Origin of the sequence: Comamonas sediminis (assembly GCF_041107495.1) — a bacterium.
Classification (GTDB): Bacteria; Pseudomonadota; Gammaproteobacteria; order Burkholderiales; family Burkholderiaceae_C; genus Comamonas; species Comamonas sediminis.
On record NZ_JBGBDC010000001.1, the window covers coordinates 866247 to 880270 of the forward strand.

The window sequence follows — 14024 nt, forward strand, 5'->3', positions numbered from 1 at the left end:
TTTTGTGGGCTTGGATGGCAACTCTCTGGCACAGCAGCAGCTGTGCGCCAGTGCGTCTTGCCGTGCCCGCTGTGCGCATGTTCTCAGGGCAGATATCCCAGCCGGAGGCAGCCCAGCGCTGGCTGGCCGGGTATTTACATGCCCTCTCCCGCGTGCCTAGATCCCCTGTGCTGACATAAGTATTACCAGCAAACATGACACGCTCTGTGAATTCTTTCGTTTCTCTGCGTCTGTCCCGGCATCTGTGGCTCCAGTAAGAGCCTGTTTATTGTTGGGATTGGAGACAGGTGCCTGACTGACAAAGGCAGCCTGTCCCGCATTACGAAGGACGCGCATCATGAAACGGATGCTGATCAACGCCACGCAAGCTGAAGAGCGCCGCCTCGCCATTGTTGATGGCCAAAAGCTGCTGGACTACGAAATCGAAATCGAAGGCCGCGAACAACGCAAAGGCAATATCTACAAAGCCGTTGTTACCCGGGTCGAACCCTCCCTGGAAGCCTGCTTTGTCGACTACGGCGAAGACCGCCACGGCTTTCTGCCCTTCAAGGAAATCTCCAAGCAGTATTTCGCCGAAGGCGTCTCCCCCAGCCAGGCCCGCATCAATGATGTGATCAAGGAAGGCCAGGAGCTGATCGTTCAGGTCGAAAAGGAAGAACGTGGCAACAAGGGCGCGGCCCTGACCACCTTCATCTCGCTGGCCGGCCGCTATGTGGTGCTGATGCCCAACAACCCCCGTGGTGGTGGTGTCTCGCGCCGCATCGAAGGCGACGAGCGCGCCGAGCTCAAGGAGGCGATGGACCAGCTGGACTACCCCAAGGGCATGTCCATCATCGCGCGCACCGCCGGCATCGGCCGCAGCGCACCCGAGCTGCAATGGGATCTGAACTACCTGCTCAAGCTCTGGGGCGCCATCGACGGCGCAGCCAAGTCGGGCAAGGGCGCCTTCCTGATCTACCAGGAATCGAGCCTGGTGATCCGCGCGATCCGCGACTATTTCCACAATGACATCGGCGACATCCTGATCGACACCGATGACATTTATGAACAAGCCCAGCAGTTCATGGCCCATGTCATGCCTGAGCATGCTGCCCGCGTCAAGCGCTACCGCGATGACGCGCCGCTGTTCAGCCGCTTCCAGATCGAGCACCAGATCGAGTCGGCCTACTCCCGCACCGTGACCCTGCCTTCGGGCGGCGCCATCGTGATCGACCACACCGAAGCGCTGGTCTCCATCGACGTGAACTCGGCCCGCGCCATCAAGGGCGGCGACATCGAGGAAACCGCCACCCGCACCAACCTGGAAGCGGCCGACGAAGTGGCCCGCCAGATGCGCCTGCGCGACCTGGGTGGTCTGATCGTGATCGACTTCATCGACATGGAAGAGTCGAAGAACCGCCGCGATGTGGAAAGCCGCCTGCGTGACGCGCTGCGCCAGGACCGTGCCCGTGTGCAATTCGGCACCATCAGCAAGTTCGGCCTGATGGAAATGAGCCGCCAGCGCCTCAAGCCTGCGCTGAGCGAAGGTGCCCACATCAACTGCCCACGCTGCGGCGGCTCCGGCCACATCCGCGATGCGGAAAGCTCGGCGCTGCAGATCCTGCGCATCATCCAGGAAGAGTCGATGAAGGACAACACGGCAGCCGTCAACTGCCAGGTTCCGGTCGAAGTCGCCTCCTTCCTGCTCAACGAAAAACGTACCGAAATCCAGAAGATCGAGCTCAAGCAGCGCGTGTCCGTCACCATGGTGCCCAACAAGGCGCTGGAGACCCCGCACTACAAGCTCGAGCGCATGAAGCACGACGACCCCCGTCTGGACTCGATGGAGGCGAGCTACAAGCTGGCTGACCCCGAAGAGGAAAGCCTGGGCTTCACCCGCCGCTCGCAAGAGCCGACCAACAAGCAGACCCCGGTCATCAAGGGCGTGCTGCCCGATGCACCGGCGCCGATTGCCGAGCCACGCCCGGCACCTGCTGCACGTACCGCCAACCCGCAAAACGGCAAGCCGGCAGGCGCCCCCGCCGCAGCGCCCGCTGCAGCTCCTGTGGCCGCACCGCAAAAGGGCTTCTTCGCCTGGCTCAAGCGCTTCTTCGGCATGGCCCCTGAGCCCGCACCGGCTCCCGTGCCTGCACCAGCAGCAGCACCGGCTGCCGACGCCCGCCGTGAAAACCGCGATGGCCGCAACGCCAACAACCGTGGCGGCCGTGGGGACCGTGCAGAGCGCGGCGACCGTGGTGACCGCAAGGACGGCAACCGCCCGGCCCGTGGCGAGCGCGCCGAAGGCGAACAACGCGGTGAGCGCAATGGCCGTGGCAACAATGGCTCGGCCGACGGCAGCCGCAGCCCCCGTGGCGGCGACCAGGAAGGCCGCAACCGCCGTGGTGAGCGCGGTGACCGCCAGGAGCGCAGCCGCCGTGACGACGCCCCGCTGAACCCGCAAGCCGGCGACAACGCCGCCGCCAACGGCGAGCGCCAGGAACGCGCACCCCGCCCCGAGCGCGCTCCCCGCGAGCCGCGTGAAGGCCGCCGCGACCGTGGTGAGCGCCAGGACCGCCGCAACAACAACGGTGAAGAGGCGGCCCAGCCCCTCAACGCCGTCGCGCCGGCACCCCTCAACGCTGATGCGGTGATTGCCTCCCTGCCATCGCTGGACCTGGATACCGGCAACCAAGCCGCACCAGGCGCTGCTGATGCAGACGGCGCAACGCCAGAACGCCGTGAGCGCCGCTCGCGTGACCGCTATGGCCGCGACCGCCGCAACCGTGGTGAGCGCGAGCGCAATGGCCGTGACGAGCATGCCGAAGGCGACAACGCCGCCGCCGACTCGGGCTTTGGCGCCGATGCCGCCCCTGCCGTGCCGCAAGACACCGACGAGGCACCACGCCGCAGCTACTTCAACGCAGCGCCTGCCGCCGCACCGGTAGAAGCCCCAGCGCCCGCCGTGGCCGATGTGGTACCGGCTCCTGCCGCTGTGGCGCAAGCCGAGGTACCGGTTGCGGCCCAGGAAGCTGCACCCGTGGCCGCTGTGGCCCCAGTCGTGCCTGCCACCCCCGTCGCAGCAGCACCGGTGGTTGCAGCCCCTGCGCCCGTCGCTGCCGAGCCAGCCAAGGCCGGTCTGCCAGCGATTGCCAGCTACAGCCTGCCGCTGGATGCGCTGCACCAGATCGCCAGCACCGCAGGTCTGCAATGGATCAACTCCGATGCCGACAAGATCGCCGCCGTGCAAGCGGCCATCGCCGCCGAGCCCAAGCCGGTGCATGTGCCGCGTGAGCGCCAGCCCGTGGTGCAGATCGACCAGGGCCCGCTGATCCTCGTCGAGACCCGCAAGGATCTGACCGACCTGGTCCTGCCCTTTGAGCGCGAAACCGCTTAAAAGACGCTGACCCAGCAACCCTCAGGCCGGAGCGATCCGGCCTGTTTCATTGATGGAGACCCTGATGCTGTTTCTGCTCTCGCCCGCCAAATCTCTGGACTATGAAACCCCGCTGCCTGCCGGCCTGCCCAGCACGCAGCCCCAGTTCATCCCCCAGTCCAAGGCCTTGATCGCGGTGCTGCGCACCCAGTCGCCGCAGCAGATCGCCAGCCTGATGGACATCAGCGACAAGCTGGCCGCGCTGAATGTGGCCCGCTATGAGGCCTGGTCGCCCAAGTTCAGCAGCAAGAACGCGCGCCAGGCCATCATGGCCTTCAATGGCGATGTCTATGACGGCCTGCAGGCCTCCACCTTGAGCGCCAAGCAGTTGGACTGGGCGCAGTCCCATCTGTGCATGCTCAGCGGCCTCTACGGCGTGCTGCGCCCGCTCGATCTGATGCAACCCTACCGGCTGGAGATGGGTACGCGCCTGGTCACCGAGCAGGGCAGCAACCTCTACCATTTCTGGGGCACGCAGATCGCCGACTACCTCAATGCGCAGCAGGCCGGCGAAGACAAGCCGGTGGTCGTCAACCTGGCCTCGCAGGAGTACTTCAAATCGGTCGACCGCAAGGTGCTGCGCGCCCGCGTCATCGACTGCAGCTTTGAGGACTACAAGAACGGCCAGTACAAGACCATCAGCTTCTTTGCCAAGAAGGCCAGGGGCATGATGGCGCGCTACGCCATCGAGCACCAGACCAAGACGCCGGCGGCGTTGAAGAAGTTCGGCACTGCAGGCTACGCCTTCACGCCCGAGGCCTCGAGCGAAGACCATTTCGTGTTCAGGCGCAAGGTCGATTGATGGCACTTTGATGCACAATGGGCCGCGAAAGGAATCTGATGACCGCCTCGCAACCCCTCACCCCGGAACTGCGCGCCTGGATCATTGATCAGGCGAGCGCAGGCGTCAGCGCCGACCGCGTGTTCAAAGCCATGTGCGATGCCGGCTGGAATGCCGATGTCGCCGAGTCTGCGATGGAATCGGTGCTGACCGAGCACCTCGCGCAGTTGCAGGCGAGCAGGGAAACCGTAGCGGCTGCCTCTGCGCCTGCCGTCTCGTCCCGTCCGCTGCCCGAACCCAACCTGGCGCAATCGCCCTCCACCATTGATGTCGGTGACCGCGAAGTCAGCGTGCTGCTGTCTCTGCAGCACCCGCGTGTCGTCGTCTTCGGCAACCTGCTGTCCGACGAGGAGTGCGATGCCATCATCGCCGCCGCTGAGCCGCGCATGCAGCGCTCGCTGACCGTCGAGACGCAGACCGGCGGCGAAGAAGTCAATGCCGACCGCACCAGCGATGGCATGTTTTTTCAGCGTGAGGAAACACCTGCCGTCGCCGCGCTGGAGCGCCGCATCGCCAAGCTGGTCAACTGGCCGGAAAACCATGGCGAGGGCCTGCAGGTGCTGCACTACCGGCCCGGTGCCGAGTACAAGCCGCACTACGACTACTTCGACCCGACCCAGCCCGGCACGCCGACGATCCTCAAGCGTGGCGGCCAGCGCCTGGCCACCCTGGTGATCTACCTGAACAACCCGCAAGCCGGCGGCGGCACCAGCTTCCCCGATGTGGGGCTGGAAGTCGCACCGCGCCGTGGCAATGCCGTGTTCTTCAGCTACCCCGCGCCCGACCCTGCAACCAAGAGCCTGCATGGCGGCTCACCGGTGATCGCCGGCGAGAAATGGATCGCCACCAAGTGGTTGCGCGAGGGCGAATTCAAGTAAACCGCAGCCGCCGCCTGGCCCCACGCAGGCAGCGGCCGCTTTTTGTTCCACAGCATGACCGTCTCCCCTTCGCCTGAGCAATCGCCCCTGGGCCAGCGCTCCGCCTACATCGACCAGTACGACCCTACCCTGCTCTTCCCGCTGCCCCGCCAGGCCAAGCGCGACGAGATCGGCCTGCAGCCCGACAAGCTGCCCTTTTTTGGCGCCGACCTGTGGACGGCCTATGAAGTCTCCTGGCTCAACCTGCGCGGCAAGCCCCAGGTCGCGCTGGCGAGCTTCACGATTCCCTGCGAAACACCCAACATCGTCGAGAGCAAGTCCTTCAAGCTCTACCTCAACAGCTTCAACAACAGCCGCTTTGCCTCGGCCGATGAGGTGCGGGCCAAGCTGCTGGCCGATATCAGCGAAGCCGTATGGCGCGGCGCGCCCTACCAGGCCTCGGTCGGCGTGCAGATGATCGACCCCGAGGTGTTCGACACCCTGCCACTGCAGGAGCTCGACGGCCTGAACCTGGACCGGCTGGACATCGACTGCGAGCACTACCAGCCCCAACCCCAGCTGCTGCGCGCCGCCTTTGACGAGGCGCCCGTCACCGAGACCCTGTGCAGCCGCCTGCTCAAGAGCAACTGCCTGGTCACCGGCCAGCCCGACTGGGGCAGCGTGCGCATCAGCTACACCGGCCCGGCAATCGACCAGGAGCGCCTGCTGCAGTACATCGTGAGCTTTCGCAACCACAACGAGTTCCACGAGCAGTGCGTCGAGCGCATGTTTGTCGACATCTGGAAGCACTGCAAGCCGATCCGCCTGACGGTCTACGCCCGCTACACGCGCCGGGGTGGTCTGGACATCAACCCGCTGCGCACCAGCCAGCCGATGGCCCTGCCGGCCAACATCCGCACCGCACGCCAGTAATCAGTCGAGGTCGTCGAACAGCGGCAAGGTGTAGGGGTCGGCCTTCTGCTCGGCAACGCCCAGGCGGCCTTGGGCCTGGCGCATCGCCTGCCAGTCGCCCACCAGCCCTTGGGCCAGGGCCTGCTCCAGCGGCAGCAGGCCGCCTACCCGCACCCCCAACAGCCGAAGCCGCTGGTCCAACGGTGCGCGCTTGAGGCATTGGCCGGCCGCATGCCGGATGGCAGCGGCATCCTGGGTGTAGAGCGGCAGGCTGTGGTCGCGTGTGGCGATGCGAAAGTCCGGGTAGCGCAGCTTGATGCCAATCGTGCGCCCCACATAGCCCTTGCGCTGCAAATCAGCGGCCACCATCTGGCACAGCTCGGTAAAGATGGCCCCCAGCTCGGCCTTGTCGCGCACCGCATGCAGGTCGCGGTCAAACGTGGTCTCGCGGCTCATCGATACCGGCTCGCTCTCGGTCACCACGGGCCGGTTGTCCCGTCCCCAGCTCGATGCATGCAACCAGGCGCCGTAGCTGCGGCCAAAATGCTCCACCAACCAGGGCAGGTCCTTGGCGGCCAGATCGCCCAGCGTGTGGATGCCCAGCGCCTGCAGCTTGGCATCGGCCTTGGGGCCCACGCCATTGATCTTGCGGCAGGCCAGCGGCCAGATCATCGTTTGCAGATCGCTCTCGAGCACGATGGACACGCCATTGGGCTTGTTGAACTCGCTGGCCATCTTGGCCAGTTGCTTGTTGGGGGCCACCCCCACCGAGCAGGTCAGCCCGGTGGCCGCATGAATGGCCGCCTGCATCCGCAGCGCCAGGCTGCGGCCATGGTCGTCCTGACCGCCTTCGACATGGGTGAAGTCGATGTAGACCTCGTCCACGCCCCGGTCCTCCATCTGCGGCGCCATCGCGGTGATGATGGCCTTGAACTGGCGCGAAAAATGCCGGTAGCGCGCAAAATCCACCGGCAGCAAAATGGCCTGCGGGCACAGCTTGGCCGCCTTCATCATGCCCATCGCCGAGCCCACGCCAAAGGCGCGCGCCGGGTAGGTGGCCGTGGTGATCACGCCCCGGCCCACATAGTCCTTGAGCTGCGGAAAAGCCTCGGGCGGGATCGCGTCGAGCCGGTCGCCATAGCGCGCTTTCAGCGCCTCATCTTCGGCCCTGCGGCCCCCGCCGATGATGACCGGCAGGCCCTTGAGCTGCGGGTAGCGCAGCAGCTCGGCCGAGGCATAGAAGGCATCCATGTCCAGATGCGCAATGCGGCGGCGCGGAGGCAGAACAGGCGGCGATGGCGAGGAGGCGGAGCACACCTGGCTATTGTCTCCCAGCGCGGCGCGGCTTGCAGCCGCCCCCGGTGCAGATGCCGCCGCTGTGGGGCTATCGTGTGGCTCAGTGGTCGTGGTGCAGATAGGCGGCCTGCTTGGGCAGGCGCAGACTGAACAGGAAGGCAATCACCATCATCACCGTCACATACCAGAAGAAGGCATTTTCATGGCCGGCATTCTTCAGCGCCAGCGCGACGAACTCGGCCGATCCGCCAAAAATCGCATTCGCCACCGCATAGGCCAGGCCCACGCCCAGCGCACGCACTTCCGGCGGGAACATCTCCGCTTTGACGATGCCCGAGATCGAGGTGTAGAAGCTCACAATCGCCAGCGCGACAAGGATCAGCAGCCCGGCCGTGACCGGCGACGAAGCCTGGTGCAGGGTGGTCAGAATCGGCACCGTGCCAAGGGCACCGAGCGCGCCAAACAGCATCATGCTGGTGCGCCGGCCAATGCGGTCGGACAGCGCGCCAAACAGCGGCTGCATGCACATGTACACAAACAGGCAGACGGTCATCACATAGCTGGCCGTCTTGATCGGCAGGCCCACGCTGTTGACCAGGTACTTCTGCATGTAGGTGGTGAAGGTGTAGAAGATCAGCGAGCCGCCGGCGGTATAGCCCAGCACGGTGACAAAGGCGCGCCAGTGGTGCTTGAACAGGTTGCCCAAGGTGCCGGTTTCCTTGTTCTGCATGGCCTCGGTGGACTGGGTCTCATGCAAGGTGCGGCGCAGCAGCATCGCCACAACCGCCGCAGCAGCACCCACAACAAAGGGAATGCGCCAGCCCCAGGCACGCAGCTCGGCGTCGCTCAGCACGGCTTCCAGAATCACGATCAGCAGCACGGCCAGCAACTGGCCGCCGATCAGGGTGACATACTGGAACGACGAGAAAAAGCCGCGCTGGCCCTTGAGGGCCACTTCGCTCATATAGGTGGCCGTGGTGCCATATTCACCGCCCACCGACAGGCCCTGGAACAAGCGGCAGAGCAGCAGCAGGAAAGGCGCCCAGGCGCCAATCTGTGCATAGGTCGGCAGGCAGGCAATCACCAGCGAGCCGGCGCACATCATCGTCACCGAGATCAGCATCGATTTCTTGCGGCCGTACTTGTCGGCGATGCGGCCAAACAGCCAGCCGCCGATCGGGCGCATCAAAAAGCCGGCAGCAAAGACGCCGGCGGTGTTCAGCAGCTGTACGGTGGGGTCACCCTTCGGAAAGAAGGCCGCGGCAAAGTAGATGGCCGAGAAGGCATAGACATAGAAGTCAAACCATTCCACCAGGTTGCCCGATGAGGCCGCCATGATGGAGAAAATGCGGTGGCGCTTTTCTTCCGGGCTGTAATGGGGCGGTGTAGTGGCCGAAGCCTGGGCGGCCGACGGCCCAGCGCTTGGCGTGGAGGGTGTTGTCATTGGAGTGGTCCCGTATAGCAATGCAGACCATGATGCGCCGCCCGCGAGACCCCCTGATGTCAGACGGGCGCTGAATTTCCAGCGCGCAGCCCCTTCAGGATTACAGTTGAGTGCAGATCACCACAATGCCGACCAGCATCAGCGCAATGCCCCATTTCTCGTTGCGGCGCAGCTGCTCCTTGAGCACCCGGCGCGAGACCAGGTAGCTGAACACCACCTCGACCATGCCCAGGGTGCGCACCGAGGCGGCGCTTTGCAGCGCATAGGCGCTGAACCAGGCGAGAGACGCCGCACTGCCCATGCAGCCCGCCAACAGCGACACGCGCCAGGCCTTGGCAATGCGCAGCAGCACGCCGCGGTCACGCCAGAGGAACCAGGCGCCCATCGCCAGGGTCTGCATGCACTGCGCAATGAACACGCCCCAGGCGCCCGACAGCAGCGCGCTGGGCGCATTGAGCGCCAGCGCGGCACCCCGAAAGCCCACGGTCGCAATCGCAAAGCAGGCGCCGCAAATGAGGCCATACATCGCAGCCTTGCTGCGCCAGTCGAGCTTGGCGCCGATCTGGCGCGGCGGCAGTGACAGCAGCGCCACGCCCAGGGTGGCAATGGCCATCGCCGCCAGCGCCCAGTAGGTGGGCAGCTCGCCCAGAAAGACCGCGCCAAACAGCGCCACCTGCAGCACCTCGGTTTTGGACAGGGTCACGGCGACGGCAAAATTGCGCTGCTGCATCGCCAGCAGCAGGGCGCCGGTCGCGGCAATCTGGAAGAAAGCGCCCAGCGCCAGCCAGCCAAAATAGGCGCCCGTCCAATGCGCAATCTCAGGCGCTTTTGCAGGCAAGGTATAGAGCAGCACCAGCGCCAGCCCAGCCAGCGGCAGGCCATAGAGAAAGCGCACCAAGGTCGCAGCCCAGGTGCCCAGGTCGCGGGTCAGCGAGCGCTGCGCCGCATTGCGCGCCGTCTGCGCGATGGCGGCAAATACCACCAGTGCCATCCACCAGCCACCCCATTGCATTCCCGCTCCGTCAGCCATCACCGCATCCACTTCATCACTAGGGCCCCGATGGTAGGCGATCACTGCCCTTTGTGCGCCTGCATTTGGCGATGCGAGCCTGCGGCATCAAGAGAGGCCAGCACCCGGCCCGCCCCCTGCCTCACTCAATAAGGCTGGGGATAGGTGCCGGGCACCAGAATCCGCTGGTCCACGTTGTTGATGTTGGTGTGGCCGCAGAAGGCCATCGACACATCCAGCTCCTTGTGGATGATCTGCAGCGCGCGCGTCACCCCTTCCTGGCCATAGGCACCCAGGCCGTACAGAAAGCTGCGGCCGATCAACGTGCCCTGGGCACCCAGCGCGCGGGCCTTGAGGACATCCTGGCCACTGCGGATACCGCTGTCCAGCCAGACCTCGATGTCCTTGCCGGCAGCCTGCACGATCGATGGCAGTGCATCGATGGTCGCCGGTGCGCCATCAAGCTGGCGGCCCCCGTGGTTGCTGACGATCAGCGCGTCCGCGCCGGTCTCTGCCGCCAGACGCGCATCCTCGGCTTCCATCACGCCCTTGAGGATCAGCTTGCCGCCCCAGCGTTTCTTGATCCACTCCACATCGCCCCAGTTCAGGCAGGGGTCAAACTGGTCAGCCGTCCAGGACGACAGCGAACTCACATCGGCCACGCCATCGACATGGCCGACGATATTGCCAAAGGTGCGGCGCTTGGTGCCGAGCATGCCCATGCACCAGCGCGGCTTGGTCGCCAGGTTGAGGAGGTTCTTCAAGGTGGGCTTGGGCGGGGTGGACAGGCCGTTCTTGATGTCCTTGTGGCGCTGGCCCAGGATCTGCAGATCCAGGGTGAGCTGCAAGGCCGAACAGTTCGCCGCCTTGGCCCGGTCGATCAGGCGCTCCATGAAGCCCCGGTCGCGCATCACATAGAGCTGGAACCAGAACGGGTGGCGGCCCGTGTGCTCGGCCACATCTTCGAGCGAGCAGATGCTCATCGTCGACAGGGTGAACGGAATGCCAAAGGCCTTGGCCGCGCGGGCCGCCAGGATCTCGCCATCGGCATGCTGCATGCCGGTGAGGCCCGTCGGCGCAATGGCCACCGGCATGCTGACCTCCTGCCCCACCATCGTGCTGCGCGTGCTGCGGCCTTCCATATTGACCGCCACACGCTGGCGCAGCTTGATCTTGTGGAATGCTGCCTCGTTGTCCCGGTAGGTGCCCTGGGTGTAGGAGCCCGAGTCCGCATAGTCGTAAAACATCCGGGGCACGCGCTTTTCAGCCAGCACGCGCAAATCTTCAATACATGTGATTTTGGATAAATCAGCCACAAATCTTCCTTGTTATCAAGCCACTGCAGCGGCGCTGGCGGCCAGGCCACTGTGTAACGCGCCCTTCGCTGCGCCCCTGTCGCCCAGGGGGCACGGCAGGCGTCTTCGGCATATGGACTACGGGTTTTACAGGACTGCAGGTAAACAGATAGGCCGACATTATGTCGATGTTCTATCCATCCAGGTGTATAGAACCTGCTTGCGATCTCTACGCAGCCGCGTTGGAGTGCAATCGGGATGAGTTCGAAGCGATGGTCCGCAGCTTGCACCGGGGTGCAAGCAAGGGCCAGCGCGCAGAAATCGCCCGATTTCACTCCAACCCTTCGGGACAGTGGTTTTGCGGGCGGTCTGCGTTGTTGCAAATCCTCGCAATAGCGCGGCTATTGCTGCGGTGTTGCGCCTCGCATCCCATCCCGCAAAGCCACTGTCGCGGCGCGAGGAGATCACAAGCAGGTTCTCAGTCATAACTGCAGTCTATAGCCCGACCATCCGGCGGCGCTTGCGCTGCGCTACAACGAGGAGTCAGGCATGGTTTGGCAACAGATCTACAACCCGGTGGGCAATATGGTGCTCTCCACCCTGCTGGCGGCGCTGCCGGTGGTCGTCATGCTCGTCGGGCTGGGCTTTCTCCACCTCAAAGCCCATATCGCGGCCGGCGCCGGCCTGGTCTGTGCCTTGCTCATTGCCATCGTGGTCTATGGCATGCCGGCCGATATGGCCGGCCGCGCAGCGGTCTTTGGGGGCCTCACGGGGCTGCTGCCCATTGGCTGGATCGTGCTGAACATCATCTTTCTGCACCAGCTGACCGAGCAGAACGGCAGCTTCAAGATCCTGCAGGACTCGATTGCCGGCATCACCGAGGACCGGCGCATCCAGCTGCTGCTGATCGCCTTTGCCTTTGGCGCCTTTTTCGAAGGTGCAGCAGGCTTTGGCACGCCGGTGGCGGTCACGGCGGCGATCCTGATCGGCCTGGGCTTTTCGCCGCTGGCCGCCTCGGGCCTGTCGCTGATTGCCAATACCGCGCCCGTCGCCTTCGGTGCGCTGGGCACGCCGGTGATCACCTTGGCCAAGGTCCATGGCTATGACGTGATGGAGGTCACCGCGATGGTGGGCCGCCAGCTGCCGTTCTTCTCGGTGCTGGTGCCCTTCTGGCTGATCTGGGCCTTTGCCGGCCGCAAGGCGATGATGGAGATCTGGCCGGCCATCCTGGTCACCGGCCTGTCGTTTGCGATCCCGCAGTACCTGGTGTCCAACTTCATCGGTCCGGAGCTGGTCGACATCATTGCCGCCATCGTCTCGATGGGCTGCCTGATCGGCTTTCTGCGCGTGTGGCAGCCCAGGACCATCTGGCGCAGCACCTCGCTCAAGGGCCGCGACACCAGCGAAGACACCACGGCCCAGCCACGTGCCGTGGTGGCACATGCCCGCGCCGATGTGATCCGCGCCTGGACGCCCTGGGCCATCCTGACGGTGTTCGTGTTCATCTGGGGCCTGCCGTCGGTCAAGGCCGCGCTCAACGGCCTGTTTGCACCGTCGTTCCCGATGACCGGCCTGCACAACATGATCGAGAAGGTGCCGCCCGTCGTGCCCCAGCCCACCAAGGAAGGCGCGGTCTATGTGCTCAACCTGCTGTCGGCCACGGGCACCGGCATTCTGCTGTCGGCCATCGTCGGCGGCCTGGTGATGAAGTACAGCCCATTGGGCCTCATCAAGCAGTTCTTCAAGACGATCTGGCTGGTGCGTTTTTCGCTGCTGACCATTGTGCTAATGCTGGCGCTGGGCACCCTCACCCGCTACTCCGGCACCGACACCACCTTGGGCCTGGCCTTTGCCAACACCGGTGTGCTCTACCCCTTCTTTGGCACGATGATGGGCTGGCTGGGCGTGGCGCTGACCGGTTCGGACACCGCGTCGAACGTGCTGTTTGGCGGCATGCAGAAGGTCGCTGCCGAGCAGCTGGGCCTGTCGCCCAACCTGATGGGCGCGGCCAACAGCTCGGGCGGCGTGATGGGCAAGATGATCGATGCCCAGTCCATCGTCGTGGCCTCCACCGCCACGCGCTGGTTCAACCATGAGGGCGACATCCTGCGCTATGTGTTCTTCCACTCGGTGGCTCTCGCCACCTTGGTAGGCATCTTTGTCACCTTGCAGGCCTATGTCTACCCCTTCACGTTGATGGTGGTGAAGTAAGGTCAACAAAACGGGGCTCGCTAAGGAGCCCCGTTCACCGCAACCGGTCCGTTAAACGGCAGGCACCGCAGGGTTGAGGCTGTACAAGCCGGTGATGCTGGCCTGGCCCAGCACGGAGGCCTGGGCCAAGGCCGCGCGCACCCGGGCGCCGGTCAGTTCGCCCTCGATCGCCAAGGTCGGCGTGGCCAGCGCATAGACCGTGAACACATAGTGGTGCACCAGGCTGTCGTTCCACGGTGGGCAGGGGCCGTCATAGCCGTAGTACTCGCCTTGCATCTGCGCATCCCCGGCAAACCAGCCGGTGTAGTCGTTGATGCCATGGCGCAGGCCCTGGGGCGCAGCGGGGCCGGGCTTGCCATGGGCGGTGATGCCGTCCGACTGCGCACCGGCGGCGATCTCGGTGGTGGTGGCTGGAATGTCCAGCAGCAGCCAGTGGTAGAAATCGACCCGTGGCAGATCGGCTGGCACGGTGCGGCCTTCCTGGTTCACATCGTCGCCCCGGCTGGGCACATCCGGGTCATGGCAGACGATGACAAAGGACTGGGTGCCGGCAGGCACATCGCGCCAGGCCAGGTGCGGATTGCGGTTGGACGACAGCAGGACATGGGCGGTGGCGTCGGGCACCGCAAAAGCGAACTCGCCAGGAATGGCCTGGCCGTCTTGAAAGCTGTGGCTGCTGAGCTGCATCTGATAAATCCTTTGCGGGTATGAAAAAAGCCAAAGGGCCTCGGCCGGGACCGGGACACT

10 protein-coding genes are annotated in these 14024 nt (G+C 64.8%); 5 read left to right on the forward strand and 5 right to left on the reverse strand.

The annotated features are described in order from the left end of the window. Positions 1–337 precede the first annotated feature (337 nt). The 4 genes from AB7A72_RS03885 (at position 338) to queF (ending at position 6043) form a co-directional block, all read left to right on the forward strand. Positions 338–3373 (forward strand): Rne/Rng family ribonuclease, encoded by a 3036-nt coding sequence (locus AB7A72_RS03885; protein WP_369459057.1) that lies wholly within the window; start codon positions 338–340, stop codon positions 3371–3373. A 64-nt stretch (positions 3374–3437) separates the two neighbouring features. Continuing rightward, on the forward strand, positions 3438–4214 hold the full coding sequence (yaaA, locus tag AB7A72_RS03890; RefSeq protein ID WP_369459059.1) for a peroxide stress protein YaaA: 777 nt from the start codon (positions 3438–3440) through the stop codon (positions 4212–4214). Positions 4215–4252: 38 nt separating this feature from the next. Continuing rightward, the gene (locus AB7A72_RS03895) at positions 4253–5131 is read left to right on the forward strand and encodes a 2OG-Fe(II) oxygenase (protein ID WP_239810955.1); all 879 of its coding nucleotides are present in this window, start codon (positions 4253–4255) and stop codon (positions 5129–5131) included. Positions 5132–5185: 54 nt separating this feature from the next. Continuing rightward, entirely contained in the window at positions 5186–6043 is an 858-nt protein-coding gene (gene queF, locus AB7A72_RS03900; protein WP_369459060.1) for an NADPH-dependent 7-cyano-7-deazaguanine reductase QueF, read from the forward strand. Here the strand turns inward: queF and AB7A72_RS03905 are convergent, their stop codons facing one another. From AB7A72_RS03905 to AB7A72_RS03920, 4 genes are all read right to left on the reverse strand, one after another. Beyond that, positions 6044–7273: a Y-family DNA polymerase gene (locus AB7A72_RS03905; protein ID WP_369459110.1), complete on the reverse strand. Its 1230-nt coding sequence runs from the start codon at positions 7271–7273 to the stop codon at positions 6044–6046. It abuts the gene before it with no gap. A 145-nt stretch (positions 7274–7418) separates the two neighbouring features. Further along, entirely contained in the window at positions 7419–8762 is a 1344-nt protein-coding gene (locus AB7A72_RS03910) for an MFS family transporter (RefSeq protein ID WP_256460955.1), read from the reverse strand. Positions 8763–8862: 100 nt separating this feature from the next. Next, positions 8863–9792: a DMT family transporter gene (locus tag AB7A72_RS03915; protein ID WP_369459061.1), complete on the reverse strand. Its 930-nt coding sequence runs from the start codon at positions 9790–9792 to the stop codon at positions 8863–8865. Between the two features lie 125 nt (positions 9793–9917). After that, complete coding sequence (locus AB7A72_RS03920) at positions 9918–11087, reverse strand: alpha-hydroxy acid oxidase (protein ID WP_312461744.1); 1170 nt, start codon at positions 11085–11087, stop codon at positions 9918–9920. 528 nt (positions 11088–11615) lie between these two features. On the opposite strand from AB7A72_RS03920, the gene AB7A72_RS03925 reads away from it, so the two are divergent. Beyond that, entirely contained in the window at positions 11616–13277 is a 1662-nt protein-coding gene (locus AB7A72_RS03925; protein WP_369459062.1) for an L-lactate permease, read from the forward strand. A gap of 51 nt (positions 13278–13328) precedes the next feature. On the opposite strand, the gene AB7A72_RS03930 is transcribed toward AB7A72_RS03925, so the two are convergent. After that, positions 13329–13964, reverse strand: coding sequence for a YbhB/YbcL family Raf kinase inhibitor-like protein (locus AB7A72_RS03930; protein WP_239810951.1), 636 nt, complete (start codon positions 13962–13964; stop codon positions 13329–13331). Positions 13965–14024 lie beyond the last annotated feature (60 nt).